Genomic DNA, 26,167 nt, shown 5'->3' on the forward strand with positions numbered 1-26,167 from the left:
CGGTAGGTTCGCCATATGCGTGCTCCCCGTACCCGATCGTGGCTGCTCGGAACGGTGACGCTGTCACTGGTCCTGTCCGCCTGCTCGGGAGGAACCACCGACCAGCCGGGGCCCGGCGAGGAGTCCGACGAGATGCCGCAGTCGGTCGTCGGCCCCGATTTCTCCACGGTCTTCGACGCCGACAGCCTGTGGTACGACCGGATCGACGACGACGCGGCGATCGACCCGCGGTCCGACGAGTACGTCGCGGCGCTGGTCGAGGAGGGCGAGAACCCGGTCGTCTCGGTGAACGGCTGGACGATGCCGGTCTACGAGGCCGACGCCGCGACCCCGCGCTACACGATCCAGCCCACCGAGGACTACGTCGCGGGCGGCTGGACACTGCGCGACGTGCCGATCCCCGACGCTGCCGCACCCGACCCGCAGGAGGACGGCCACATGGTGGTCGTCGACCGCGACGAGGGGTGCGTCTACGAGTTCTGGCAGGCGCGCCGGGAGGGCACGGGCTGGACGGCCTCGTGGGCCAACGCCACCCCCACCGACGGCGACGGCGTCTACCCCGACGGGCTCAGCTCCCGCGCGAGCGGGCTGTCCGCGATCGCGGGCCTCATCTGGCCGCAGGAGCTCGCGGAGGGCCGGATCGACCACGCGCTGGTGTTCGCCTACCCGAACACCCGCAGCGGCGGTCCCGTCCCGCCCGCCACGGCCAGCGACGGCACCACCGACGACGACACGGCGCTCCCCGAGGGCGCGCGGCTGCGCCTGGACCCGTCGATCGACGTCGACTCGCTGGGCCTGTCACCGACCCAGAACGTCATCGCCGAGGCCCTGCAGACCTACGGCATGATCCTCGCGGACACCAGCGGCGGCATGAGCCTGTACGCGGCGTCACCGCAGAGCTTCGAGAACTTCCCGTACCCCACGAGCTGGTCGGGGGACATCTGGAAGGACCTCAGCGCGATCCCGTTCGAGAGCATGCAGGTGCTCGAGGTCGAGCCGCAGGTCGAGCGCTACTCGGGGCCGCCGGTCACCAACCGGTGCAGCGACGGCGCGTTCGGCGGGGCGGCTGCGGGCGGGCAGGACGACGGCGAGTAACGGTCCGGCGAGCGGTCGGCGAACGGGCCACCCCGCCGCCCGTGCGCCACGGCCGGCCGGTCACCGACGACCGGACACAGGTCGTCGACACCTCGGCGTCATCCGATCGAGGGAACGATTCGGACAGGGAGACTACCCGGCGTGACTCGACATGCGGCGACGCCGACCCGACGGAGACACGCCGCGCCGGTGGACCCCACGCCGGCCACCGGGCGGCGCAAGGACCTGGCGAGCGTGCTGCTCACCGTCGGATGCGTCGGCGCGCTCGCCGCGCTGCTGGTCACCGTGCCCGTCCTGCAGGGCCCGGACGCCCCGGAGGACCCCGACATCCGGGCGCTGGAGCTCTCGGTCGTCGTCCCCGAGATCCCGTTGGAGCTGCCCGAACCGCCGCCGCAGCCGGTGGTCGCGCCCGCGGCACCGGAACCGGACGCGGCGCGCACCGCCCCCGCGCAGGCCGCGCCGCGCGGCCAGGGCGGCGGGGTGGGCTCCGCCGAGGTGTTCGGGGGCGCGGACAGCCCCTGGGTCCAGCGCCTCGCGAGCGACGCCGCGATCGACCCGAACTCCGCCGAGTACGTCCGCGGGCTCAACGCCGAGACGTTCAAGATGGCGATGGAGGAGTGGTCGATCCCCGTCTACTACGCCGACTCCTCGACGCCCCGCTACGACGTGCCGCTCACCGTGGACTGGGCGCCGGTCGGGACACTGCGGGACGTCCCGATCCCCGAGGGCGCCCGCCCCGACCCCATGGACGACGCCCACCTCACGATCGTCGACCGCTCCTCGGGCTGCGTCTACGACTTCTGGGGCGCCACCGGCTCCGGCGGCGGCATGACGGCGCGCTGGGGCAACGCGATCCCGTCCGACGGCGACGGGGTCTACGACGGCGGGATGGCCTCGCGGGCTTCCGGATTCTCCGCGGCCGCGGGGCTGGTCACCGCGGAGGAGCTGCGCAACGGGGCGATCGAGCACGCGCTCGTCTTCGCCTACCCCGACACGCGCTCCGGCGGCCCGGTGGCACCGGCCACGAAGAGCGACGGCCGGACCGACAGTTCCTCGGCGCTCCCGCAGGGCGCCCGCGTGCGCCTGGACCCGTCCATCGACCTGACCTCGTTCGGCCTGAGCGGCGCGGAGCTGACGATCGCCCGGGCCATGCAGCGTTACGGGATGATCCTCGGCGACACGAGCGGGGCGTTCACCATCTACGCCCAGCACCCTCAGAGCCTCGCCGAGGGAGCGTTCTCCGGGCTGTTGCCCCTGCAGACGTCGCTGGACATGAGCGCCATCCCCACCCAGTACCTCCAGGTGCTCGACCTGCCGGCCCAGAGCGACGCCGACGCGGAGCTCGTCGGTAACCGCTGCAACGGATTCTGAGGCGAGTTTCCCCGTTCGCCCACGGTGGCGGGGCGCACCGGGGATAGTCCCGGCCCGTGCGCATCGACGTCCGAGTGCCTGTCACGTCACGTAGTCACGGCTCGACGCTGCGTGAAAAGCGTGTCCCCCATCGGGGCTGTGTGCCACCGGTCCGGGTACACCCCGTGCGTAACACTGGACTCCCTGTGCCCAAAAGCATCAGCTGTACCACCTCAGCACCGAATGGGGAGGGCAGCTCGATGACCCGCACGCGAACCAGCAGCCGGCTCGCGGTCGCCGTGGCCACCGCCGCCAGTGTCGCCGTCGCCGTGATGGCCGTCCACGGGACCGCGGGGGCGGACGTACCGCGGCTGCTCGACACCGCGGCGGCGCCGTGCGAACCGTTCGACACCGCGGCCGAACCCCTCGTGGGCTCGGCCGTCCGGGCCCGGTCGGGCACCGTGCCGTCCGCCGCCCCCGCCGGGCTCGACTGCGTCCCGGCCGACGACGGCCCCACGGCGCCCGCCCGCCCCTACTTCGACGCGGCCGACTGGCTCTGGAACCCGGTACCGCAGGACCCCGAGCTCGACCCGCAGTCCGCCGCCATGGTCGAGCAGCTCGCCCGGGGCGACCACATCGCCAACACCGGCGACTTCGCGGTCACCCTGCGCGGGGTCGACGGCATCACCGAGGACACCCCCCGCTTCCCGGTGTCGTTCGCCCAGGAGGGCAGCTGGGGCCCCGACCCGTTCGCAGGCGAGACGGTCCCGATCCCCGAGAACACCCCGATCGCCCCGGGCTCCGACGGCCACCTCGCCGTCGCCGACCCGATCTCCAACATGGTCTACAACCTGTGGATGGCGGAGGACGGCGGCAACACCTGGAACGCCGGCTGGGGCGCCATGACCCCGCTCGACGGCGACGGCCGGGAGGAGAACGGCAGCTCCACCGGCGCCGGGCTCGCCCGCTACGCCGCCGTCGTGCGGGCCGAGGAGATCGCGGCGGGCGAGATCCCGCACGCGTTGTTCTTCTCCACCAACATGGCCGCGCCCGACGAGGTGCGCTACCCCGCCACCAAGACCGACGGCAGCAACATGGACGGCGTCGACACCCCGATCCCCGAGGGCGCCCGCGTCCAGCTCGACCCGTCGCTCGACCTCGACTCCCTCGACATGACCGAGGGCGAGCGCACCGTCGCCCGCGCCCTGCAGACCCACGGCGCCTACGTCGGCGACAACGGTGGTGCGCGGATGGCGTTCCTGTTCGAGTACGTGCCCGACTCCTCGGTCTACGAGGACGCCGGGCTCTCCGGCGACTACGCCCCGATGGACGGCATCCCGTGGGACCGCCTCCAGGTCCTCGCGGACTGGAACGGCGGCCAGGACCCGGACGCCGCCCCGCCCGCCGCCCCCGCCGACGACCCGACCGCCGATGACGAGCCGGTGGGCGACCGGGTAGCGCGCGACGAGCCGGCCGCCGACGCCCCGGAGCGCGGCGGACCGGCCGCCGACCAGCCGCAGCGCGACCGGCCCGCCGGTGATCGGCCGGCCGCCGACGAGCCCGCCGACGACCGGCCCACCGACGTCCCGCCCATGGGCGACCGGCCCGACCGCCCCGCGGACGACCCGCCGTCGGACGACCCGGGCGGGGACCGGCCGGGCACCGGCACGACGGCCCGCTCCCCCTCCGGCGACTCCCCCACCGGGACCGCGGGCCCCCGTGGACCCGCGGCGGGCGAGGAGCCCGCGGACACCGGCGTGACCCTGCTGCGCGACATCGGCGAGCCCGCCGAGGGAGCGGCGGGCGGCAGCACGATCACCGTCGGCGAGGGCGGCGACCACTCGTCCATCCAGGACGCCGTCGACGCGGCGCAGCCCGGCGACACCGTCGAGATCGCCGAGGGCACCTACGAGGGCTTCTCCGTCGACGGCGGGGGCACCGCGGAAGGGTGGCTCACCATCCGGGCGGCCGAGGGCGCGGAGGTCGTCGTCGAGGGCGGCGGCGGCAGCGACCAGGGCCTGGTCGACATCAACGGCGCCTCCTACCTGCGCATGATCGGCCTGACGGTGAGGGGCTCCGGGTCGCACGGCGTGTACGGCGCGGGCACCGACCACGTCGTCCTGCGCGACTGCCGCGTCACCGGCTCCAGCGACGGCGGGATCGTCGTCCTCGACAGCACCGACCTCCTCGTCCAGGGCTGCGAGGTCGACGGCAACAACGCCCGCGGCACCGACGCCTCGAACGAGGCGATCAGCATCGTCAACACCGACGGTTTCGAGATCGTCGACAACGACGTGCGCGACAACGGGGAGGAGGGCATCGACGCCAAGTACGAAGCGCGCAACGGCGTGATCCACCTCAACCGGGTCGAGGGCAACCGGGGCCCGAACATCTACGTCGACTCCGCACGCGACATCGAGGTGCTGGAGAACGTGGTCACGGGCGCGACGGAGACCAGCAAGTCAGGCATCGGCCTGGCCGTGGAGAACTTCTCGGAGACCCGCCGTCTCGACAACGTGACGATCCGCGACAACGTGATCGAGGACAACGCGGGCGCGGGCGTCGACTTCTGGATCGAGGGCACCGGCAGCATCTCCGGGGTCACGATCGAGGGCAACCGGTTCTCGGGCAACGGGCGGGGCGCCATCACGTTCAACGCCGACAGCTTCTCCGGCGAGAACAGCATCATCGACAACCTGTTCGCCGACGGCGACGAGCCGCCCGGTGAGCGTTCCAGTTTCCGGCTCACCGGCAACTCGCTCACCGAGGCGGTCGGCGAGGTCCTGGGCGGATGAGCCCGCGGACCCGGCGGGCGAGGGTCCACCGGGCGCCCACGACGCGGTCGCGCACCGTGGGCGCCATCCGGTGCGAGCCGTCCGGCAGCCCGGCGGCGCGCAGGCCCCGCACGTGGCCGGCGACGTCGTAGGGCACCGCGCGGAACTCGACCCGCCCGCGGGCGGTGTCGAGTACCGCGAACCGGGCGGCCACGGTGCGGTCGCGGGACTGCCCGACGCTGCCCGGGTTCACCAGGTGCGGGTGGGCGGGGTCCAGCGCGACGACGCCCGACCGCGGGCCGCGCAGCAGGGTGCCGGTCGCCGGGCCGAAGGCCCAGGGCTGGTGGGTGTGCCCGAGCAGCAGCACCCGCGCGCCCGGAGCGTCGCGCCCCATCCGCTCCAGTTCGGCGGCGGCCCGCTCGACGCCGCGGACGTAGGTCTGCGGATCGTCGATCGACCCGTGTGCCAGCAGGACGTCACCGACCCGGGCGGTGCGCGGCAGGGCCGCCAGGTGCGCGCGGGTGCGCTCGTCGAGGGCGGCGCGCGTCCACGCACCGGTCCGGCGCGCCAGCGGGCCGCAGCGCTCGTCGGTCAGCTCGCCGATCGCGATGAGGTCGTGGTTGCCCACGACGGTCACCGCGCCGAGGTCGGCCAGCGTGGCCGCGCACTCGTTGGGGAACGGCCCGTAGCCCACCAGGTCACCCAGGCACAGCACGCGGTCGATCCGCTCGCCCGCCGCCGCGTCGAGCACGGCGCGCAGCGCGTGCGCGTTGCCGTGGACGTCGGACAGGACCAGGAGACGGACGGGTCTCACCCGCTCCCGGACGGGCGCGGGCCGGGCAGCCGGTTCCGCAGCGCCGGCAGCACGAGCCCCCGCAGCAGCGGCATGGGGTCGCTCCACGCCCCGGTCGACCGCGTGTGCGCCCGCACCACCGACCGCAGCCACGACCAGGGCGAACGCCCCGACCGCACGAGGGCCTTGAGGTCCTCGCGCACCTCGCACCACGTGACGCCGCTGCGGATCGAGCCCGGCTCCGGCCGGTGGCCACCCACCAGGTCGGCGTAGACGAGCGCGGGAAGGTTGGCACCGGCCGCCGCACCGGGGTGGTGCCACAGGTTGAACCGTGGGTTGACCTCCAGCAGCCAGAGGCCGCCGTCGGGTGCCCGCTTGAAGTCGACCTTCGCCACGCCGTCGCGCAGGCCGATGGCGGCGATCACCCGCCGCCCCTCGGCCAGGACGTCCGCCCGGTCGGTGATGCGCACCGCGGTGCTCTCCCCGAACTCGGGGGGCTCGGTGCGCAGCTTGGCCCCGGCGAACTCGCGGACCGTCCGGCCCTCGGCGTCGACGTAGACGTGGTAGCTCTCGATGGCGGTCTCCGGACCGGGGACGAGCTCCTGCACCATGCAGTCGACGCCGGACCCGACGGCGGTGCGGCACAGGTCGGCCAGCTCGGCGGCGCTGTCGGCCCGGATCGCCTTCGCGTTGTGCCGCAGGAGGCGCCCGGCGTGGCACCGGTCTACCGGTTTCACCACGACCGGCAGGGCGAGATCGTCGAGGGCGGGGTCGATCCCCGCAGCGGCCCCCGCGCCCGCGCGCAGGTAGAACGACCGCGGCACCCGCAGGCCGGTGCGGACCGCGAGCGCGTGGAAGCGGTCCTTGTCCACGAGGTCCTCGACGAGCTCGGCCGGGGGCAGGCACATGCGGAAGGCCGGACGCAGGCGGTCCCGGTACCGCGAGGCCATCAGGAGGTCGCCGTCGGTGGGGTAGAACAGCACCGGTCGCACGGGCTGGCGCTCCGCCCAGGCCACCAGCCGGTCGACGTAGGCCTCGGGCTCGCGCCACGGGTGCATCGCGTCGATCGCTCCGCGCACGTGGCGGGAGAAACGGGCCGGGTCGGTGCGGCCGACCGACACCACGCACGGGATACCCGCCATGGCCAGCGGTGCGACGATGTCCATCCCGCCGAGGACGCACGCGAGCGGGACGGCTCCCGTCACACCGCGCTCCGGGACACTGCGACCCACGTCGCACCTCCTTGCTCCCCCAGGACGCTACCCAGGCGAACACCCGACCCGATCGGGGGGACCGGCCACTCAGCGTGAGCGTCCGAAATGTCGGACGGCGCCGGATGACACGGGGAGGTGACCCACTGGCCCGAGCGGGTCGACCCGGCTGTCAAGATGGCGGTACCCCCGGCCGCGGGGCCACCGACCCGGGCCGCCGACCCGGACAGGGTTCCCCGCGATGAAGATGTTCACCTTCGATCCGGCTCAGTACCGCGAGCAGTACGCGAAGGAGCAGTGGGTCCACATCCCCGGCGGCGTGACCCCCGAGTTCCACGACTACCTGCTGAAGTTCGTCGAACAGGAGCTGACGGACCGCCTCCTCGACGGGTTCGCCATCCGCGGGAAGAAGGAGCAGGCCCTCTTCGAGTTCCCGCCGGAGGTCGACTACCCGGCGGAGCTCTTCGACGCGGTCGCGGAGACCTGCGCACTCGACCGCGGGCGCATGGTTCTGTCCGAGCGGCACATCCAGGCCTACGAGGCGAACGCCGCGCCCGAGCCGATCGCGCACAAGGACCGCTACCCGTCGCAGGTGTCGATCGGACTCTCGGTGACGATCCCGGAGGACTCCCGCCTCGTCCTCTACCCGCTCGACCATCGCGAGATCAACCCGTTCAACCGCGCCGCCGACCTCAACCGGCAGCTCCAGCCGGCCGACCGGCCGGAGACCGTGCTGCCCGCCGCGCGCGAGGTGGAGCTCGCCGACCGCGACCGCGACGTCGTGATGTTCGCCGGGTCCACCACCTGGCACCTGCGCCGCCGCGCGGCCAACGCGGTCAACGTCTACTTCAAGGTCAACGACTTCGGCTGCGACCCCCTCGGCGAGGACGTCGCGAGCCCCGGGGTCCGCGAGCACACCCTGGCCCTGCTGCGCGCCGGGCAGGTCGACGGGGGCGTCGCCGAGGTGTCGCGGCGGCTCGACACCGTCTCCCGCGTGCACACCCGCCACGACTGGCGCGAGGTGCTCCAGGCCCGCGTGTTCGGCGAGGAGCCGGTCGGTATCACCGAGGAGCAGTGGACGCTGCTGCGGGCGCTGGGCACCGGCACCCCGGTCGCCGACCTCGTCTCCGCGGCGGGCACCGACTCCTCCCGGGTCCTGCAGGACCTCACGCGCCTCGCGGAGATCGGCGCGGTCGACCTGCGCGCGGCCGACACCCGGTGAGCCCGACGGCGACCGTTCTGCACCCGGGCCAGATGGGCGTCGTCGTCGCGGCGGCGCTGCGGGCCGGCGGGTCGCGGGTGTCGTGGTCGCCGGAGGGCCGCGGTCCCGCCACCCGGGACCGGGCGGAGCGGGCGGGCCTCGTCGCCGTCGACGACCCGGCCGCGCTGGCCGCCGTCGACGTCGTGTTCTCCGTCTGCCCGCCCGCCGCGGCCGAGGCGGTCGCCGGGCAGGTGGCCGCACTCGGGTTCGCCGGGCTGTTCGTCGACGCCAACGCCGTCAGCCCGGCCCGGCTCGGCCGGATCACGGAGCTGGTCTCGGCCACCGGGGCGCGGGTCGTCGACGGGTCGCTGTTCGGGCCCCGGTGGGCGGGCGACCGGACCCGTCTCTACCTCGCGGGCCACCCGGCCGACCGCGACCTGGTGGCGGGCCTGTTCGCCGGCACCGACGTCGTGCCGGTCGCGATGGACGGCGGCGCGGGCTCGGCCAGCGCGCTGAAGATGTCGCACACGACGTTCCAGAAGTCGGCCCGGGCGCTCGCGGCGCTCGCGCACGCCATGGCGGCCGGCGCCGGCGTGTCGGAGCACCTGCGCAGCGAGGCCGAGGGCATGGAGTCGCCGCTGGGCCAGCCCGGCACGCTGCCGGTGGTGGCCGCGAAGGCGTGGCGGTGGGCCCCCGAGATGCGCGAGGCGGCCGACAGCCTCGCCGCCCACGGGCTGCCCCCCGGCCTGGCCACGGCCGCGGGTGAGGTCCTGGCCCTGTGGGAAGCCGACCGGGACGCCACCGGCCTGTCCGTCGACGACGTGCTCGCCCGCCTCCGGTCTACCGGGCCGCGGCAGCCGACCGGTTCCGCGCCGCCGTGACCAGTGGCTTCAGGCCGGCCCGGACCGCCCGCCGCGCCCGGCGGGGCAACGCGCCGACCGAGGCCGCGTCGAGCGACCCGGCGTGCACGATCAGCTCCCCGGTGCGCATCGCGTCCTTGTAGTCGTGGTGCCCGCGGCCCAGGTCGAGCGAGACGACGCCGCGGCGCGCGGCCTCCTCGGCGAGGTGGAAAAGCAGCAGGATGCCGGGCGAGTAGCGCCCGAAGTCGGCGTCGTAGCCGGGGAACCACCACGACAGCACCGACCCCGACGCCGGGCCGAGGTGGGCGGCCACCAGGTCGTCGCCCGCGTAGAGGGCCGACAGGACCCCCGTGCACTCGGGCGCACCCGAGCGCACCAGCCCCTCCGCCAGGCTGACGATGCGGGGATCGGCGAAGCGGTCCCACTCCCCCATCGCGGCGTACTGGGCGGACTTCCAGCCCATCAGCGCCCGGAGCACCGCGGGGTCCTCGCTCGAGTGCACGAACCGCAGCGGGCCGACCTCGCGCTCCAGCTTGCGCTGCTTGCGGAAGGTCGAGGCCAGCCACTTCTTCGACCGCTCCCGCAGCCGCGCCAGGTACGGGTCGTAGCCGTCGGCGAGGTCGATCACCGGCGAGACCTCGCGGCGCGTCCGGTAGGCCCCGGCCGGGAGGTGGCCGTCGGTGAGGCAGTCGAAGTCCCAGCCCACGAGGCCGCAGCGGCGCAGCATCTCGCGGGGGTCGACGTCGGCGTCCGGCGCGAGGACCAGCCCCTCGGCGTCGGCGAGACCCGACCCCATCGGCCGGGCGACCTTCCCGTCGCGCTCGTGGGCGAAGAAGCCGACGATGCGCCCGCCGTCCTCCAGCACCGCGACGCGCGCCCCCGGCCGTACCGCACCGACCTCGCGGGCGAACTCCGCGGACAGGAACGGGTTGCGTAGCCCGCCGGCCGCCGCCCGCAGCCCGGTCCACCGGCCGATCTCCGCCGGGCCGAGCTCGCCCGGCCGGACCGCTGTGTACTGCACGGACTCCCCTCTCCTTCGCGGTGGCTAGTCTCGCAGGGCCACCCGGAGGGGATTCACACCGTGCGCAACCGGATCGTCCTGCTGACCGTCATCATCTCGATCGTCGCCATCAGCCTGTTCGCGCTGCCGCTCGCCGTCGTCGCCCAGCGCTTCTACACGCGGATCGAGATCGCCGAGCTGGAGCGGTCCGCCCACCTGGTGGTCGACGACATCGCCGACAAGGTGCGTGACGGCGAGGTGCCGGCCCCGGAGTGGATCCAGCACGACGTCACCGCGGCACTCTACGACCCGGCCGGGCGCAAGCTCACCGGGGACGGCCCGCTGCTCGCCGACCGCACCGTCCGGGAGGCGGCGGAGGAGGGCTACGTCGACACCAACGACGACTCGGGCGACCTGGTCGTCGCCATCCCGATCTCCGAGGACGGCGAGCTGGTCGGCGTCCTGCGGGCCACCACCCCGCGGGCCGAGGCCACCGCTCGCATCGTCGAGCGCTGGCTGCAGATGCTGGCGCTCGCCGCCGTCGTCCTGCTGGTCACGCTGGTGGTCGCCCGCCGCCAGGCCGCGCGGCTCGCCCAGCCGGTCGAGGACCTCGCCCGGGCCGCGCTGCGCCTGGGCGACGGCGACTTCACCACCGAGGAGCGCGTCGTCGGCATCGTCGAGATCGACGAGGTCCGCTCGGCCCTCAACGCGACGGCCGGCCGGCTCGACGCCCTGATCGCCCGCGAGCGCGCCTTCTCCGCCGAGGCCTCTCACCAGCTCCGCACGCCGCTGACCGGCCTGCAGCTCCGGCTGGAGGCGGCGCTGCGCAGCGACCGGTCCGACCACACCGCGGCGATCCACGCCAGCCTCGCCGAGGTCGACCGGCTCGAACGCACCATCACCGACCTGCTCGCGCTGGCCCGGGGCACCCGCCAGCGCGGCGCGCTCGACCTCCCGGCGCTGCTGCACGAGGTCGACCAGGTCTGGGGGCCGCGACTGGGCAGCCGGGGCCGGGCGCTGCGGTTCGACGTCGACGCGGACCTGCCCGTCGTCGAGGCCTCGACGGCGGCGATCCGCCAGGTGCTGACGGTGCTGCTCGGCAACGCCGTCGAGCACGGCCGGGGCACGGTCACCGTCGGCGTGCACGACATCGACGAGGCCGTCCGGATCGACATCACCGACGAGGGACGGGTCGCCACCGAGGCCGGGCCCGACCTGTTCGACCGCCGGGAGCCCGACGCCGACGGCCACGGCATCGGCCTCGCGCTGGCCCGGCGCCTCGCCGAGGCCGAGGGCGGCCGGCTGCAGCTCACCTCCCCCGCGCCGACGACGCTCACGGCCTTCCTGCCGACCGGCACGCCGTCCGAACCGGCGGCCGTCGCGCCCGCGACGGCGTCCTAGTCTGCGGCCATGGCCCAGCTGCTCCTCGTGGAGGACGACCCGACGATCGGCAAGGTGCTCCAGGCCAGCCTGGAGTCCTCCGGGCACGACGTCACCTGGCACGACACCGGCGGATCGGCGCTGGAGCACGCGCGGACGCACCCCGTCGACCTGGTCCTGCTCGACCTCGGCCTGCCCGACATGGACGGCATCGACGTCTGCCGCAGGCTGCGCACCGTCCAGCCCGGCTGTGTCGTGGTGATGCTCACCGCCCGGCACGAGGAGATGGACGTCGTCGTCGGCCTGTCGGCGGGTGCCGACGACTACCTGACCAAACCGATCCGGCTCGGCGAGCTGTTCGCCCGCATCCACGCCCACCTGCGCCGGGGCCTCACCGGTGCACCCCCCGTCGAGAGCCTGCTGACGATCGGCTCGCTCACCGTCGACACCGGGCGGCGGCGCGTCACCGTCGACGGGACGGAGGTGGTGCTACGGACCAAGGAGTTCGACCTGCTGGCCCGCCTCGCCGCCGAGCCGGGCGTCGCGCTGAGCCGCCAGACCCTCATGGCCGACGTGTGGGACGAGCACTGGTCGGGCCCCACCAAGACCCTCGACGTCCACGTTGCGATGCTGCGCCGCAAGCTCGACGCGGCGGACGCGGACGCCACGACAGCCGCCCGGATCGTCACACTCCGCGGCTTCGGCTACCGCCTCGACCAGAGCGGGGACGGATCCGCCGAAGTTTGAGGATGCGCAGGCCGTCGCCTTGCCTGCCGCTAACCTGCCGCGGCGCAGACTCGTGGCATGACGCTGACCGACGAGCCGTTGAAGCACTCGCCGCCGTCCCCGGCCACCGGCACCGGATCCCTGCGCACGAACGTGCGCAGCGCCGCCATGCTGGCCGGGTTGCTCGTCGACGGGCAGCTGTCGCGGTCGCGTCGCGCGTCGAAGGTCCGCCGCGATCGCCGCTACCTCCAGTTCTGGATCGACGCCGCCCGCACGCTCGAACTACCCACCCGCTACGTCGACGACCGCCTGGCGATCGCGCTCGACGGGTCCCTCATCGAGGTGCGCCGCGCCGCCAACACCCTGGACACCCAGGAGGTGCTCGACCGGGCCGGTGACAAGACGTTGGTGTACCGGATTCTCGCCGAGCACGGCGTCCCCGTCACCGGACACCGGTCGTTCACCCTTGCCACGCTGTCCGCCGCGGCGCAGTTCGTCGCCGCCTCCCCGGTCCCGTGCGTGGTCAAGCCCGCACGCGACACCTCCGCCGGTCACGGCGTGACCACCAACGTCACCGACACACGCAGTCTGCGTGCGGCAGCCGCGGCCGCCGCAGCGGCCGGTGCACGCGCGGCCCGGGACAGTCGGCACGGCTCCCTCCCCGCCCGCCTGCGGGCGAAGTTCGCCGAGCTGCGCTCGGTGCCGCTGCTCGTCGAGCGCCAGGTTCCGGGCGAGGACTACCGCCTGCTCTACCTCGACGGCGTGCTCGTCGACGCGGTGCACCGGATGGCGCCCACCCTCGTCGGCGACGGCGAGCGCACCGTGGCCGCCATCGTCGCCGGGATCAACGCCGAACGCCTCGCCCGCGCCGACGACCGCGCCGAGAGCGTCGTGGCGCTCGACAGCGACCTGATCCGCACTCTGGCGCTGCAGTCGCTCACGACGTCGTCGGTGCCTGCTGCGGGCCGGGTGGTCCGGCTCAAGACCGCCGTCAACGACAACGCGCTCGACGACAACCGCCCGGCCCGGCACCTGCTGCACCCGGAGACGATCGAGCTGGGCGCACGGGCGGCGCGGGCCGTCGGCGCCCGGCTGGTCGGGGTCGACGTCGTCACCGCCGACCCCGGCCTCCCGCTTGCCGCCTCCGGCGGGTGCGTACTGGAGGTGAACACCACGCCCGGCTTCGCCTTCCACTACCACGGCAGGCCCGGCGGGATCGACGTCGCACGGGTGGTGCTGGAGCGCCTCGCGGGATCATGATCCGTTCAGGCGTGCCGCGAGGGTGCGCAGAGCACCCCGGGTACCGCGGCCATGGCCGCCACGACCTCGGGGGTGTGGTCGCGGAACACGCCGGCCCGCGCGATGTCCATCGGGTCGCTGTGGTCGGGCGCGTTGACCCCGCCGTAGAAGCTGAACGCCCGGCGGACCCCCAGCTCGGTGAGCTGCGCGCGGGTGGTCTCGTCGAAGCTGGTGCGGGCGCCGACCGGGTAGCTGAACAGGTCGACCGTCCCGTCGAGCTCGGCGCGCAGCCGCCGGACCGACCCGGCGATCTCCTCGTGCTGGCGGTCGGCGCCCAGCGTGGCGAGGACGGGGTGGGTCACGCTGTGCGCCCCGACCTCCATCCCGAGCCGGTCGAGCTCGCGCACCATGGCCCAGTCCATCCACTGGTCCGCGGCCAGCTCCCCGGTGAGCCGGGGCCGCCCGGTCCAGCCGGCCAGGTCGTCGAGGAACCGCTCGCCGTCGTCACCGGCCAGGGCCTTGAACGCGGTGTTGACCCGCCTGCGGTAACGCGTCGGCTCGGTCGACGCCGCGAGGCCGCCGGGCAGCCACCGCGACTCCGGCAGGTCGGCCCGCTCGCCCCCGGTGAGCCAGGCGATCTCGTCCCACCAGGCGTGGCTCGGCTCGTCGACGAAGCCGGTGGTGATGAAGAAGGTGCCCGCCAGCCCGTGGCCGGCGAGGATCTCGGCCGCCTGCATCTGGTCGCGGTACCCGTCGTCGACGGTGATCGCGACGCGCCGGGCGGGGCCGCCGGTCTGCCAGTCCTCGCTGCCGGCCGCGACGACCTCGAACCGGTCGGCGAGCAGGCGGACGTGGTGGTCGAACTCCTCGGGCGTGCAGCTGTAGAGGTCCGGGTCGTCGGCGGGACCGGGGCGGCCGATGCGGTGGTAGTTCAGCACCAGCAGCCCCCGCCAGCTCAGGCGGGCCAGGCGGTCGAGCCGGGTGGTGGTCAGTACGCGGGCGAGCGCGGCAGTACGGGACGTCACGATCTATGTTCGTACCGTAGTCGCATTCCGTTTCGACGACATCGTCCGGTAGATCGCCGAGGTGCGGATCCGGGGATACCACGCCGAGCTCTTGACGCGGAACTTCCAGTCGGGGTTGCCCCGGTAGACCCCGGTGCGCGGCACGGCGAACCGCCCCGCCTCCTCCGGCCCGTCGGGCAGCGCCACGGCGAGTGTGTAGCCGGCCCGCTCGGCCGCCCGCCGGACGTGCGGCGCGTGCTTGCCGAACGGGTACGCGAGCGTCGTGACCGCCGCGCCGAGCAGGTCGGACAGCAGGTCGCGGCTCTCCCGCAGGTCGGCGAGGCACTCGGCCTCGGTCAGCGTCGACAGGTCGCGGTGGGTCATGCTGTGGCTGCCGATGTCCCACCCGCGGGCGTGCAGGTCGCGGATCTGGTCGGGCGTCAGCAGCGCGGGCGCGTCGGCGGGGTCGAGACCGGTGATCCAGTTTACGCTGACGCCGGAGCCGGTGACCGAGCCCGCGACGACGTACATGGTGGCCGTCAGCCCGTGCCGTTCCATGATCGGGACGGCGTGCTCGGCGTAGTCGGCGAACCCGTCGTCGAAGGTGAGGACGGTGGCCCCGCGGGGGGCGACGCCGTCGGCGGCCACCCGGTGCAGGACCTCCCGCAGCGGCACCGTGCCGCCGCCGCGGCGCACGAGCGCGCACTGGCGCTCGAAGTCGGCCGGCTCCACCGACACGGGATCGTCCCAACCCCGCGCGACGGAGTGGTAGCAGAGGATGCTCACCGGGCCGAGGATCGCACATCGACCGTGTCGTGCACCACGGCGGCCACCCGGGCCCAGGACGCCTCCGCGGCCAGCCACTTCGCGCCCGCCGCGCCCATCCGGCCCGCCAGGCCGGCGTCGGCCAGCAATGTGACGAGCCCGCGTGCCAGCGCCACCGGGTCCTCCGGCGGCACCAGGATCCCGGTCTCCCCGTCGGCGACGACCGACGGGATGTCGCCGACCGTCGTGGCCACGACCGGGCGGCCGAAGGTGTACGCGAGGTGCACCACGCCGCTCTGGGTGGCGCGCCGGTAGGGGATGGCGACGACGCGCGCGTCGCCGAACAGCGCGGCGACGTCGTCCTTGGGGACGTACCCGGGCCGGGTCTCGACGCCGACCCGCTCGGCGTGCGCCTGCAGCGCCGCCGCGTCGACGTCTGCCACGGCACCGGCGACGACCACTCGGGCGTCCGGGACCTCGTGGCGGATCATCGGGACGGCGTCGAGCAGCGTCGCGATGCCCTTGTAGGCCGTCCAGCTGCCGAAGAACAGCACCACCGGCGGCGTCGACGCCGCGGGCGGCACCGGCTCCGGCCCGCGCAGCGCCGCCTCGTCGCCGTGCGGGACGACGACGACGGGCCCGGACGGCTCCCACCGCTCCAGCACGCGGTCGCGGGCCTCCGCCCCGAGCACGAACACGGCGTCCATGGCCCGCCAGGCGGCGGCGAGGGTGCGGTCCAGCAGCACGCCGCGCTTGTCGGTGGTGGTGTCGCCGCGGCGGCGCAGGCGCGGCTCGTGGGCCACGATCGTCAGCGCGGCGCGGGGCAGCAGCCGGTCGACGGCGAGCACGCCGAGCGCGTCCATGGTGAACCGCCAGCTCGACCACACGACCACGTCGGGGCGCAGGCGGCGCAGGTGGACCAGCACCTGCAGCCACGAGTACGCCCGCATCCCGGCCCGGACGCCGCGGCGCACCTTGCGCACCACCGGGTGCACGACCTCCTGGTCGGCGGGGTGCCAGCTGCGCAGCACCGGCCGCACGTGGAAGTCGGGGTGGCCCGAACCCAGCTCCGGGTCGGCCCCGGTGAGCAGGTGCACCTCGTCGCCGCCGACGGCCAGTGCCTCGCCGAGCTGCGCGGAGAACTGGAACAGCCCGCCCGAGGGGGTGAACTCGACGAACGCCACGCGGAGGCGTCGGGGAGGACGGGTCTGCACGCGCGCAGGCTATGCCACCCGGCCATGCCCCCCGCTGCTACCCGACCTGCACCCGCCGGTGAGGACCTGTCCTAGTGTGGCTGGTGGAGGTGTCGTCGACTTCGAGGGGCGTGTCCAGTGGCAGTTTCGTCGGTAAGCGGGACCGGATCGCTGAGTCCGTCGTCCGCAGCGATCCACCCCGGCCCCGGGTTCCGCGTGGGTCTCGACTTCCCCCGCGCTCCCGCGGACGTCATCAACCGGCTGGCGGGATTCGACACCCCCCAGATCTCCGACCTGCTCAACCGCCTGTACGCCATCGACCCGGTCATCCGGCAGCTCAGCGGCGGCGACCGCACCCTGGCCGGGTCGGCCTGCACGGTCCGGGTCTACCCCGGCGACAACCTGATGGTCCACAAGTCCCTCGACGTCGCGCAGCCCGGCGACGTCGTCGTCGTCAGCGCGAGCGGCGACAACTCCAACGCCGTGCTGGGCGACCTGGTCTCCACGAAGGCCAAGCACCGCGGCATCGCCGGGTACATCGTCGACGGCCTGATCCGCGACCTGCCCGGCATCCAGGAGCTCGACTTCCCGGTGTACGCCCGCGGCACCACCCCGATGGGCCCGCTGCACCGTGGGCCCGGCGAGATCAACTACCCGGTGGCGTGCGGCGGGGTCGTCGTCAACCCGGGCGACGTCATCGTCGCCGACGCCGCGGGGGTCGTGTGCGTACCGCGGCTCGTGGCCGAGGAGCTGCTGGGCCGGCTCGAGGCCCAGTCGGAGTCCAGTGCCAGCTACCTCGCCGCGGTGCAGCGCGGCGAGTTCAGCAACGCCTGGGTCGACACCTACCTCGAGACGCACGGGTGCCTGATCGAGAAGACCGCCGGGGAGTCCGACCGGTGACCGACCGCACCCCGGTCGTCGTCGTCGGTGGCGACTCCAACGCGCTGTCCATCGCCCGCAGCCTCGGGCCGTACGGCGTCGCGGTGCACGGCCTCGGGGTGGCGCCCTACGTGCTGCGCTCGCGGCACATGACCGGGGTGCCCGCCGTCGCGCACGACGACCCCGAGACCTCCTGCACCCGCACGCTGCTCGGCCCGGCCACCGACCACCTGCGCGGTGCCCTGCTGATCGCCGGCAGCGACGTCGGCCTCACCGTGCTGGCCCGCAACCGCGACGCGCTGCTGGAGCGGTTCGTCCTCGACGACTCGGTGGTCGAGGTGCAGCTCGGCATGCTCGACAAGCTGAGCACCTACGAGTGGGCGCGCGCGGCCGGGGTCCGCACCCCGTTGTTCTGGCGCGTCGACGATGCCCGGGACCTCGAACGCCACCGCGACGAGTACGTCTTCCCGCTGATCGTCAAGCCGGTGCACTCCCACGAGTACCAGGCGGCGTTCCCCGGGCTGAGCAAGTTCCGCGTCGTCGACGACCTGGCCGGGCTGCGCCGCGAGCACGCGGAGCTGACCGGTGCCGGGCTGGCCGTGCTGCTGGTGGAGCAGATCCCCGGCGGCGACGACCAGCTCTGCAGCTACTACACCTACCTCGACCCCGCCGGGAAGCCCACCTTCCACTTCACCAAGCGGGTCATCCGCCGGCACCCGCCGGGCATGGGCATCGGCTGCTACCACGTCACCGACTGGAACCCCGAGGTCCGCGACGCGGCGTTGCCGCTGTTCGAGCACACCGGCCTGCGCGGGCTGGCCAACGCCGAGTTCAAGCGCGACCCGCGCGACGGCCGGCTCAAGCTGATCGAGTGCAACGCCCGGTTCACCGCGGCCAACGGCCTGGTGGCCGCGGCGGGGCTCGACCTCGCCCGGCACGTCTACCACCGCGCGCTCGGCGAGCCGCACGAGCTGCCCACCGAGTACCGCACCGGCATGCGCCTGCTCTACCCCAGCCACGACGTCCGGGCGTTCCGCGACCTGCGCCGGGCCGGGCAGATCACCACCGGCCGCTGGGTCCGCAGCCTGGTGCACCGCCAGGTCTTCCCGTTCCTGCGCCTGGACGACCCGCTGCCGGCGTTCGCGCGCGGGGCCATGCGCGCCGCCAACGGGGTGCGGCGGGCGCTGCGGCGCTGAGCGGCGCCCGGCGTCAGGCCGCCGCGACGCCCAGCCAGGGCTCCCACGCGGGGTGCGGCTCGACGGCGAGCACCAGGATCCCGCCGGCCGCACGGTCGGGCGGGCGGGGCACGGCGTCGAGCTTCCAGCCGATCTCCTCCAGCAGGCGGTCGGCCTTGCGGGAGTTGCACGCCTTGCACGCCGCCACGCAGTTGTCCCAGCTGTGGGCGCCGCCACGGCTGCGGGGGACGACGTGGTCGATGGTGTCGGCGCGCTTGGCGCAGTAGGCGCAGCGGCGCCCGTCACGGCGCAGGACGCCGGCGCGGGTCATCGGCACCGCACGGCGGTAGGGCACGCGGACGTAGCGCGACAGGCGCATCACCGCGGGGGCGGGGAGGGTGAGGTTCTCGGAGTGGAACGCGCTGTCGAGCAGCACGTCGACGCACTCCGCCTTACCGGTGAGCATGAGCACCACGGCGCGCTTGGCCGTGACGACGGCGAGCGGTTCGAAGGTGGCGTTGAGGAGCAGTACCCGGGACCCCGTCGGGACCACGCCCGGGTTCGGCGCGATCCCCGGTGCCTCCCCTGGATCGGGGCCGGCACCGGTGGGGTCCGGTTGTCGATGCTGCACACGACCACCTCCCTGTGTGCGAATCAGATCACAGCACAGGTGTACCGCGTAAGTGTGATTCGTGCGTCGTCCACGTCGTGTCGAGTGCGCGGCACACGTCGGCGACGAGGTCGTCGGGGTCCTCGCAGCCTGCGGAGAACCGCAGCAGGCCGGGCGCGACGGCGTCACCCCACCGCGCGCGGCGGTCGGCGGTGCTGCGCAACCCGCCGAAACTGGTGGCCGAGCCGACCAGCCGCGACGCGGCGACGAACTCCCCCACCGCCCGCTCCGAGGGCAGCGTGAACCGCAGCACCCCGTTCCACCGGCGCATCTGCCGGGCGGCGACGGCGTGGGCCGGGTCGCCGGGATGCCCCGGCCACCGCACGTCGGCGACGGCGGGGTGGGCGAGCAGGGCGTCGGTGACGGCGGCGGCGTTGCGGGCCTGGCGCTCCAGGCGCAGGTCGAGCGTGCCGAGACCGCGGTGCGCGAGCCAGGCCTCCATCGGGCCGGGCACCGCCCCGCCCCGGGAGCGCGCCTCCCGCAGCGCCGCGGCGAGCCCGGCGTCGCGGGTGCTGACGTGGCCGAGCACGACGTCGGAGTGCCCGGCCAGTGCCTTGGTGTCGCTGGCGACCACCAGGTCGGCACCGAGGTCGAGCGGGCGCTGGCCCAGCGGCGTGGCCGTGGTGTTGTCGACGGCGAGCAGCGCGCCCACCGCGTGTGCGCCGTCGGCGGCGGCGGCGATGTCGGCGACGTCGAGACCGGGGTTCGACGGGGTCTCGACCAGCACCAGCGCCGCCCCCTCCAGCGACGGCGACGGCCACGGCCCGGCGGTGGGCACCTCCCGCACCGCCACCCCGAGCGGGGCCAGCTCGGCGTGCGCCAGCGAGCGGGCCAGGTAGTAGCCGTCGGCGGGCAGCACGAGGGCGCCGTCGCGGGCGGCCAGGCGCAGCACGGCGCCGATCGCGGCCATCCCGGAGGCGAACAGGACGCACTCGCCGCCGTCGAGGTCGCCGATGGCCGACTCCAGCGCCCGCCAGGTGGGGTTGCCTGCGCGGCCGTAGAAGTCGGTGGGCAGGGTGTCGCCGGTGCCGAGGTCGAACGTGGACGACAGCACCGGGCCGGGGTGCAACGGCTCCCCGGCACCGACCGGCGGATGGCCCCCGTGCACGCACCGCGTCCCGTCCCCGCTCACCGCCGCACCCTACGGCCGGGAGGTCACTCGGGCCGGGGCGCCCGGCTGATCAGCTCCTTGCCCATCTCCGCGGCGGACAGGCCCTCGTGGCACACGCGGCGCACGGCGTCGGCGATCGGCAGCTCGACGCCGTACCGCGCGCCCAGCTCGCAGATCGACGAGCACGACTTGACGCCCTCCGCGACCTGCCCGTGGTTGGCCGCCTCGGCCTGTGCCAGCGACTCGCCGCGCCCCAGCCGCTCGCCGAAGGTGCGGTTGCGCGACAGCGGGGACGAGCAGGTCGCCACGAGGTCACCGAGGCCGGCGAGCCCGGCGAAGGTCATCGGGTCGGCCCCCAGTGCGACGCCCAGCCGCGCGGTCTCGGCGAGCCCGCGGGTGATCAGCGACGCGCGCGTGTTGTCGCCGAAGCCCATCCCGGCGGCCATGCCGGTGGCCAGCGCGATGACGTTCTTGCCCGCCCCGCCCACCTCGCAGCCCACGACGTCGGTGTTGGTGTAGGACCGGAAGTAGCCGGTGGTGCAGGCGTGCTGCAGCGCGACGGCCCGGTCGTGGTCGGTGCAGGCGATCACGGTGGCCGTCGGCTCCTCGGCGGCGATCTCGCGGGCCAGGTTGGGCCCGGACACCACCGCGACCTGGTCGGGCGTGACGCCCGCGACCTCCACCACCACCTCGCTCATCCGCTTGAGCGTGCCCAGCTCCACGCCCTTGGCCAGGCTGACCAGGGTGGCGCCGCGGGGCAGCAGGTCGCGCCAGCCCGCGAGGTTGGCACGCAGGGTCTGCGACGGCACGGCCAGCACCACGGCGTCGACGCCGTCGAGCGCGGTGGCGGCGTTGGTGGTGGCCGTGAGCAGGCCCGGCAGCTCGACGCCGGGCAGGTAGTCGGGGTTGACGTGCCGCTCGTTGATCGCCGCGGCCACCTCGGGACGGCGCGCCCACAGCAACACCTCGCGCCCGGCGTCGGCCAGCACCTTCGCGAACGCGGTACCCCACGAGCCGCCGCCCAGTACGGCGACCCGCCGGACGCTCACGACGCCCGCTTGAAGAACGTGGCGGGCGCGGGCTCGCCGCGCACCTCGGCCAGCAGGTCGCGCACCCGCACCATCAACAGGTCGGTGACCTCGCGCAGCAGCCCGGCGTCGATCGGCCGCCCGCGGTAGGCCGACAGGTCGACCGGCTCCCCGCAGCGCACGGTGATCGGGCCGCGGGGCAGCGGCCGGAACTTCTTGTTGTAGCCGTCGAGCACGCGGTGGGTGCCCCAGTGCACCATCGGCACGACCGGCACGTCGGCCGTCAGCGCGAGCCGCGCGACACCGGTGCGGGCGTGCATCGGCCAGGTCTGCGGGTCCCGGGTGATGGTGCCCTCGGGGTAGATGATCACGACCTTGCCCTCCTGCAGTGCCGCCGTGCCGTCGCGCAGGCTCTGCTGGGCGTCGGCGGACTCGCGGTAGACCGGGATCTGGCCGCTGCCGCGCAGCGCCTGGCCGAGCACCGGCACGCTCCACAGGCTGTGCTTGGCCAGGAACCGCGGGACCCGGCCGGACCGCTCGACGATCAGCCCGGAGAAGATCGGGTCGAGGTGCGAGATGTGGTTGGCCACGATCAGCGCGCCGCCGGTGGCCGGGATGTGCTCCCGGCCCTCGTACCGGCCACGGCCGGTGAGCCAGCCGATCGGGTAGAAGAAGACCGCGCAGAACGCGATCCAGAAGCCGCGTTTCTCACGCCTCACCCGGGTCCTCCCAATCTCCGATCTTGGCGGCAGTCTTCCTGGCCGGGGCGTCCAGGTCCACCGGGCGGTGCACTATGGCGCGTGTGGATCTGATCGTGCCGGTCAAACGGCTGCCCGAGGCGAAGTCCCGGCTGCGCGGCGCCACCGGCGACGACCCGGCCGTGCACGCCCGGCTGGCACTGGCGCTGGCCCGCGACACCGTCGACGCGGCCCGGGGCGCCCGGCTGGTCCACCGGGTGCTCGTCGTCAGCTCCGATCCGGAGGTGGCCGCCGGGTTCGCCGCGATCGGCGTCGAGGTGGTGCCCGACGGCCCGGTGCCCGGTCTCAACGCCGCCTACGCCCACGGGGCCGCGCTCCTGCGCGCGCGCCGGCCCGACGGCCCGGTCGGGGCGCTGCAGGCCGATCTGCCCGCCCTGCGTCCCGCCGAGCTCGACGCCGCGATCGCGGCCGCGCCCCGGACCGGCCGGGCCTTCTGCGCCGACGCCGGTGGCACCGGCACCACGCTGCTGCTCGCCGCCCCGGGGGCCGCGCTCCAGCCCGCGTTCGGGGTGGGCTCGGCCGCCGGGCACGCCGCGTCCGGGGCCGTGGCGCTCGAGGGCGAGTGGCCAGGGCTGCGGTGCGACGTCGACACCGCCGACGACCTGCGGGCGGCCTGCGCGCTGGGCGTCGGCACCCACACCGCGGCCGTCGTGTGCCCGGGGGCGCGCCTGTGACGGGGTGGGAGAGTTCACCCGGATGACGGGCTCGCGATGGAGCCGGGCCCGCCGTGGTGCGCCACAATGCCCGGTGTGGGTGATGACGTGAACGGTCCCGCACCGGCGCCGAGGCAACGGGGCGGCACCCCCCGCCGCGCGCCCCGCCCGTCGACGCGGCGGGTGCACGCCGCCGCCCGCCCGGTGAACGCCACGACGACCGCCGACGCCCGGCCCGCCGTGCCCGCCCGGGCCGGCACCGACCAGCCCGGCCCGACGGCCGCGGCCACCGGGGCCCGGACGAACTCGGCGGGCGCCGCCGCGGTGCCCGTCAGCCCCCCGGCACGCACGCCCGCCCCGCACTCCGGGCTGCCCGACGACCGCTACCTCAACCGCGAGCTGTCCTGGCTCGACTTCAACGCCCGCGTGCTCGCCCTGGCCGAGGACCCCAGCCAGCCGCTGCTGGAGCGCGCCAAGTTCCTGGCGATCTTCGCCAGCAACCTCGACGAGTTCTACATGGTCCGCGTGGCCGGCCTGAAGCGCCGCGACGACACCGGCCTCGCGGTCCGCAGCGCCGACGGCCTGTCCCCCACCGCGCAGCTCGCCCGCATCGCCACCCGCAGCCAGGCGATCTCCGAGGCGCACGCGCGGGTGTTCCTCGACCACGTCCGCCCCGAGCTGGCCGCCGAGGGCATCAACATCCTGCGCTGGAGCGACCTGACCGACGACCAGCGCGTGCGCCTGAGCGCCTACTTCTCCGCGCAGGTCTTCCCGGTGCTCACCCCGCTCGCGGTCGACCCGGCGCACCCGTTCCCCTACATCTCCGGGCTCTCGCTGAACCTCGCGGTCACCGTCCGCGACCCGGAGGGCCGCACCGAGCGGTTCGCGCGCGTCAAGGTGCCCAACAACGTGCCGCGGCTGGTGAACGTCGCCACCGGGGACGACACGATCACGTTCCTGCCGATCGAGGACCTCATCGCCGCGCACCTGGGCGACCTGTTCACGGGCATGGAGGTGGCGGAGGTGCACGCGTTCCGCGTCACCCGCAACGCCGACGTGGAGGTCGAGGAGGACCGCGACGAGGACCTGCTGCAGAGCCTGGAGCGCGAGCTCGCCCGCCGCCGGTTCGGGCCGCCGGTGCGCCTGGAGATCACCGACACGATGAGCGAGCACGTGCTGGAGCTGCTGCTGCGCGAGCTCGACGTGCACCCCGGCGACGTCGTCACGGTCCCCGGGCTGCTCGACCTCACCGCGCTGTGGGCCGTGCACGCCGTCGACCGGCCCGACCTCAAGGACGACCCGTTCGTCCCCGCGACGCACCCGGCGTTCGCCGAGCGCGAGACCCCGCGCAGCATCTTCGCCACGCTGCGCGAGGGCGACGTGCTGGTGCACCACCCCTACGACTCGTTCTCCACCTCGGTGCAGCGGTTCATCGAGCAGGCCGCCGCCGACCCGCACGTGCTGGCCATCAAGCAGACGCTCTACCGCACCTCGGGCGACTCCCCCATCGTCGACGCACTGGTCGACGCGGCCGCCGCCGGCAAGCAGGTCGTCGCGCTGGTGGAGATCAAGGCCCGGTTCGACGAGCAGGCCAACATCCGCTGGGCGCGCGAGCTGGAGAAGGCGGGCGTGCACGTCGTCTACGGGCTCGTCGGGCTCAAGACGCACTGCAAGACGTCGCTGGTGGTGCGCCAGGAGGGCGAGTCGATCCGCCGCTACTGCCACATCGGCACCGGCAACTACCACCCCAAGACCGCGCGCCTGTACGAGGACGTGGGCGTGCTGACGGCCGACCCGACGATCGGCGCCGACCTCACCGACCTGTTCAACTCCCTCACCGGCTACTCCCGCCAGACCTCCTACCGGTCCCTGCTCGTCGCCCCCTACGGCGTGCGGCGCGGGATCGTGCGGCGCATCGAGGACGAGATCGAGGCGCACCGGTCCGGCGAGCCGGGGGCCCGGGTCCGGATCAAGGTCAACTCGCTGGTCGACGAGCAGGTGATCGACGCGCTGTACCGGGCGTCGCAGGCGGGGGTGCCCGTCGACATCGTGGTGCGCGGCATCTGCGCGCTGCGCCCGGGCCGCGAGGGGCTCAGCGAGAACATCTCCGTCCGCTCGATCCTGGGGCGGTTCCTGGAGCACAGCCGCGTGTTCCACTTCGGCTCGGCCGACGAGTACTGGATCGGCAGCGCCGACATGATGCACCGCAACCTCGACCGCCGCGTCGAGGTGCTGCTGCGCGTGGCCGACCCGAAGCTGGCCGCCCAGCTCGGCGACATGCTCGACGGCTGCATGGACCCGGCCACCCGCTGCTGGACGCTGCAGGACGACGGCCGCTGGGAGCCCTCACCCCCGCTGGACTCGGGCGTGTCGCCGGTGCGCGACCACCAGGCCGAGATGATGCTGCGCCACGCCGTCGTCGCCGAGTCGGAGTGAGCACGCGGATCCTCGCGGCCGGGGCCGTGCTCTGGCGGCGCACCGACACCGGCGTCGAGCTCGCGCTGGTGCACCGCCCGCGCTACGACGACTGGTCGCTGCCCAAGGGCAAGCTCGACCGCGGCGAGTCCATGCCGCACGCCGCCGTCCGGGAGATCGCCGAGGAGACCGGCGTCACCGCCCGGCTCGGGGCACGGCTGACCGACGTCCACTACGCGGTGCCCGAGGGCCCCAAGACGGTGCGGTACTGGGCGGCGGAGGCCCGCGCGGGTGCCTTCGCCGTCAACGCCGAGACCGACGAGCTGCGGTGGTGCTCCCCCGAGCAGGCCGGCCGGCTGCTGTCCTACCGCCACGACCTCGACGTGCTGGCCCGCTTCGCCGAGACCGGCGTGCCCGACTCGGTGGTGCTGCTGGTGCGCCACGCCAAGGCCGGCAACCGCGCCCAGTGGGACGGCCCCGACGACGACCGCCCGCTCTCGGGCACCGGCCACGAGCAGGCCCGCCACCTGGCCGCCCTGCTCCCCCTCTACGGCCCCGACCGCCTCGCCTCGGCCCCGCCGCTGCGCTGCCGGGCCACCCTCGCCCCGTTCGCCGCCGCGTCGGGCCTGGCCGTCGCCGACGAGCCGCTGCTCGGCGAGGAGGGCTACTGGGACGACCCACCCGCGGGGCTGGCCCGCTTCCACGAGCTGGCCGCCCGGCCCGGGGTCACCGTGGTGTGCAGCCAGGGAGGGGTGATCCCGGACGTCGTCGGGACGCTGACCGGGGAGACCGAGGTGCCCTCGCGCAAGGCCAGCACGTGGGTGCTGGGCTTCACCAAGGGCGAGCTGCGGTCGTGGGACCACCACCCGCGGCCCACCGGCTGAGCG

General features: G+C 74.5%; 23 protein-coding genes. 13 read left to right on the forward strand and 10 right to left on the reverse strand.

Features of this window, described 5'->3' with window-relative positions; all coding sequences use genetic code 11:
- Positions 1-54: 54 nt before the first annotated feature.
- The 3 genes from PHY01_RS07120 to PHY01_RS07130 all read left to right on the forward strand — a co-directional run bounded on the left by PHY01_RS07120 (position 55) and on the right by PHY01_RS07130 (position 5,240).
- Complete coding sequence (locus PHY01_RS07120) at positions 55-1,095, forward strand: hypothetical protein (RefSeq protein WP_141277735.1); 1,041 nt, start codon at positions 55-57, stop codon at positions 1,093-1,095.
- 189 nt (positions 1,096-1,284) lie between these two features.
- Positions 1,285-2,466, forward strand: a complete 1,182-nt coding sequence (locus PHY01_RS26275; protein WP_170183683.1) for a hypothetical protein — start codon at positions 1,285-1,287, stop codon at positions 2,464-2,466.
- Between the two features lie 239 nt (positions 2,467-2,705).
- Positions 2,706-5,240 carry a right-handed parallel beta-helix repeat-containing protein gene (locus PHY01_RS07130; RefSeq protein WP_141277736.1) on the forward strand — a complete coding sequence of 845 codons (2,535 nt, stop codon included), beginning with the start codon at positions 2,706-2,708 and terminating at the stop codon, positions 5,238-5,240.
- Here the strand turns inward: PHY01_RS07130 and PHY01_RS26280 are convergent.
- A complete protein-coding gene (locus PHY01_RS26280) occupies positions 5,206-6,033 on the reverse strand; it encodes a metallophosphoesterase family protein (protein WP_170183684.1) in 828 nt (275 codons plus the stop codon). The genes PHY01_RS07130 and PHY01_RS26280 overlap by 35 nt on opposite strands.
- On the reverse strand, positions 6,030-7,217 hold the full coding sequence (locus tag PHY01_RS26285) for a carboxylate--amine ligase (protein WP_170183685.1): 1,188 nt from the start codon (positions 7,215-7,217) through the stop codon (positions 6,030-6,032). The genes PHY01_RS26280 and PHY01_RS26285 overlap by 4 nt, the downstream gene beginning before the upstream one ends.
- A gap of 247 nt (positions 7,218-7,464) precedes the next feature.
- Here PHY01_RS26285 and PHY01_RS07140 point away from each other — a divergent pair, with 247 nt between their 5' ends.
- Positions 7,465-8,445 (forward strand): hypothetical protein, encoded by a 981-nt coding sequence (locus PHY01_RS07140; protein ID WP_141277738.1) that lies wholly within the window; start codon positions 7,465-7,467, stop codon positions 8,443-8,445.
- On the forward strand, positions 8,442-9,305 hold the full coding sequence (locus PHY01_RS07145; RefSeq protein WP_218030053.1) for an NAD(P)-dependent oxidoreductase: 864 nt from the start codon (positions 8,442-8,444) through the stop codon (positions 9,303-9,305). Before PHY01_RS07140 ends, PHY01_RS07145 begins: the two co-directional genes overlap by 4 nt.
- On the opposite strand, the gene PHY01_RS07150 is transcribed toward PHY01_RS07145, so the two are convergent.
- Positions 9,265-10,305: a GNAT family N-acetyltransferase gene (locus PHY01_RS07150; RefSeq protein ID WP_141277739.1), complete on the reverse strand. Its 1,041-nt coding sequence runs from the start codon at positions 10,303-10,305 to the stop codon at positions 9,265-9,267. The genes PHY01_RS07145 and PHY01_RS07150 overlap by 41 nt on opposite strands.
- A 60-nt stretch (positions 10,306-10,365) precedes the next feature.
- On the opposite strand from PHY01_RS07150, the gene PHY01_RS07155 reads away from it, so the two are divergent.
- From PHY01_RS07155 to PHY01_RS07165, 3 genes are read left to right on the forward strand one after another with little or no spacing between them, the layout of a single operon-like run.
- The gene (locus tag PHY01_RS07155; protein ID WP_246085751.1) at positions 10,366-11,685 is read left to right on the forward strand and encodes a sensor histidine kinase; all 1,320 of its coding nucleotides are present in this window, start codon (positions 10,366-10,368) and stop codon (positions 11,683-11,685) included.
- 9 nt (positions 11,686-11,694) lie between these two features.
- On the forward strand, positions 11,695-12,411 hold the full coding sequence (locus PHY01_RS07160; RefSeq protein ID WP_141277741.1) for a response regulator transcription factor: 717 nt from the start codon (positions 11,695-11,697) through the stop codon (positions 12,409-12,411).
- Positions 12,412-12,468: 57 nt separating this feature from the next.
- Positions 12,469-13,650: a hypothetical protein gene (locus PHY01_RS07165; RefSeq protein WP_141277742.1), complete on the forward strand. Its 1,182-nt coding sequence runs from the start codon at positions 12,469-12,471 to the stop codon at positions 13,648-13,650.
- Between the two features lie 5 nt (positions 13,651-13,655).
- On the opposite strand, the gene PHY01_RS07170 is transcribed toward PHY01_RS07165, so the two are convergent.
- From PHY01_RS07170 to PHY01_RS07180, 3 genes are read right to left on the reverse strand one after another with little or no spacing between them, the layout of a single operon-like run.
- Positions 13,656-14,654: a polysaccharide deacetylase family protein gene (locus tag PHY01_RS07170; RefSeq protein ID WP_170183686.1), complete on the reverse strand. Its 999-nt coding sequence runs from the start codon at positions 14,652-14,654 to the stop codon at positions 13,656-13,658.
- Between the two features lie 3 nt (positions 14,655-14,657).
- The gene (locus PHY01_RS07175; protein WP_170183687.1) at positions 14,658-15,419 is read right to left on the reverse strand and encodes a polysaccharide deacetylase family protein; all 762 of its coding nucleotides are present in this window, start codon (positions 15,417-15,419) and stop codon (positions 14,658-14,660) included.
- Positions 15,416-16,612 (reverse strand): glycosyltransferase family 4 protein, encoded by a 1,197-nt coding sequence (locus PHY01_RS07180; protein ID WP_246085752.1) that lies wholly within the window; start codon positions 16,610-16,612, stop codon positions 15,416-15,418. Before PHY01_RS07180 ends, PHY01_RS07175 begins: the two co-directional genes overlap by 4 nt.
- 195 nt (positions 16,613-16,807) lie before the next feature.
- Between PHY01_RS07180 and PHY01_RS07185 the strand changes: the two genes are divergently transcribed.
- Positions 16,808-17,491: an RraA family protein gene (locus PHY01_RS07185; RefSeq protein ID WP_170183688.1), complete on the forward strand. Its 684-nt coding sequence runs from the start codon at positions 16,808-16,810 to the stop codon at positions 17,489-17,491.
- A complete protein-coding gene (locus PHY01_RS07190; protein WP_141277746.1) occupies positions 17,488-18,666 on the forward strand; it encodes a carboxylate--amine ligase in 1,179 nt (392 codons plus the stop codon). Before PHY01_RS07185 ends, PHY01_RS07190 begins: the two co-directional genes overlap by 4 nt.
- Positions 18,667-18,679: 13 nt before the next feature.
- Here the strand turns inward: PHY01_RS07190 and PHY01_RS07195 are convergent, their stop codons facing one another.
- The 4 genes from PHY01_RS07195 to PHY01_RS07210 all read right to left on the reverse strand — a co-directional run bounded on the left by PHY01_RS07195 (position 18,680) and on the right by PHY01_RS07210 (position 22,173).
- Positions 18,680-19,198: an HNH endonuclease gene (locus PHY01_RS07195; protein ID WP_246085753.1), complete on the reverse strand. Its 519-nt coding sequence runs from the start codon at positions 19,196-19,198 to the stop codon at positions 18,680-18,682.
- A gap of 106 nt (positions 19,199-19,304) precedes the next feature.
- Positions 19,305-20,447, reverse strand: a complete 1,143-nt coding sequence (locus PHY01_RS07200; RefSeq protein WP_141277748.1) for a cystathionine gamma-lyase — start codon at positions 20,445-20,447, stop codon at positions 19,305-19,307.
- A 23-nt stretch (positions 20,448-20,470) separates the two neighbouring features.
- Positions 20,471-21,475 carry an NAD(P)H-dependent glycerol-3-phosphate dehydrogenase gene (locus tag PHY01_RS07205; RefSeq protein ID WP_141277749.1) on the reverse strand — a complete coding sequence of 335 codons (1,005 nt, stop codon included), beginning with the start codon at positions 21,473-21,475 and terminating at the stop codon, positions 20,471-20,473.
- Positions 21,472-22,173, reverse strand: a complete 702-nt coding sequence (locus PHY01_RS07210; protein WP_141277750.1) for a lysophospholipid acyltransferase family protein — start codon at positions 22,171-22,173, stop codon at positions 21,472-21,474. Before PHY01_RS07210 ends, PHY01_RS07205 begins: the two co-directional genes overlap by 4 nt.
- Positions 22,174-22,247: 74 nt before the next feature.
- Here PHY01_RS07210 and cofC point away from each other — a divergent pair, with 74 nt between their 5' ends.
- From cofC to PHY01_RS07225, 3 genes are all read left to right on the forward strand, one after another.
- Positions 22,248-22,886, forward strand: coding sequence for a 2-phospho-L-lactate guanylyltransferase (gene cofC / locus PHY01_RS07215; RefSeq protein WP_141277751.1), 639 nt, complete (start codon positions 22,248-22,250; stop codon positions 22,884-22,886).
- Positions 22,887-22,952: 66 nt separating this feature from the next.
- Positions 22,953-25,301, forward strand: coding sequence for an RNA degradosome polyphosphate kinase (locus PHY01_RS07220; RefSeq protein ID WP_170183689.1), 2,349 nt, complete (start codon positions 22,953-22,955; stop codon positions 25,299-25,301).
- On the forward strand, positions 25,298-26,164 hold the full coding sequence (locus PHY01_RS07225) for an NUDIX hydrolase (protein ID WP_141277752.1): 867 nt from the start codon (positions 25,298-25,300) through the stop codon (positions 26,162-26,164). Before PHY01_RS07220 ends, PHY01_RS07225 begins: the two co-directional genes overlap by 4 nt.
- Positions 26,165-26,167 lie beyond the last annotated feature (3 nt).

The sequence above is a fragment of the Pseudonocardia hydrocarbonoxydans genome (assembly GCF_006539565.1).
GTDB classification, from domain to species: domain Bacteria; phylum Actinomycetota; class Actinomycetes; order Mycobacteriales; family Pseudonocardiaceae; genus Pseudonocardia; species Pseudonocardia hydrocarbonoxydans.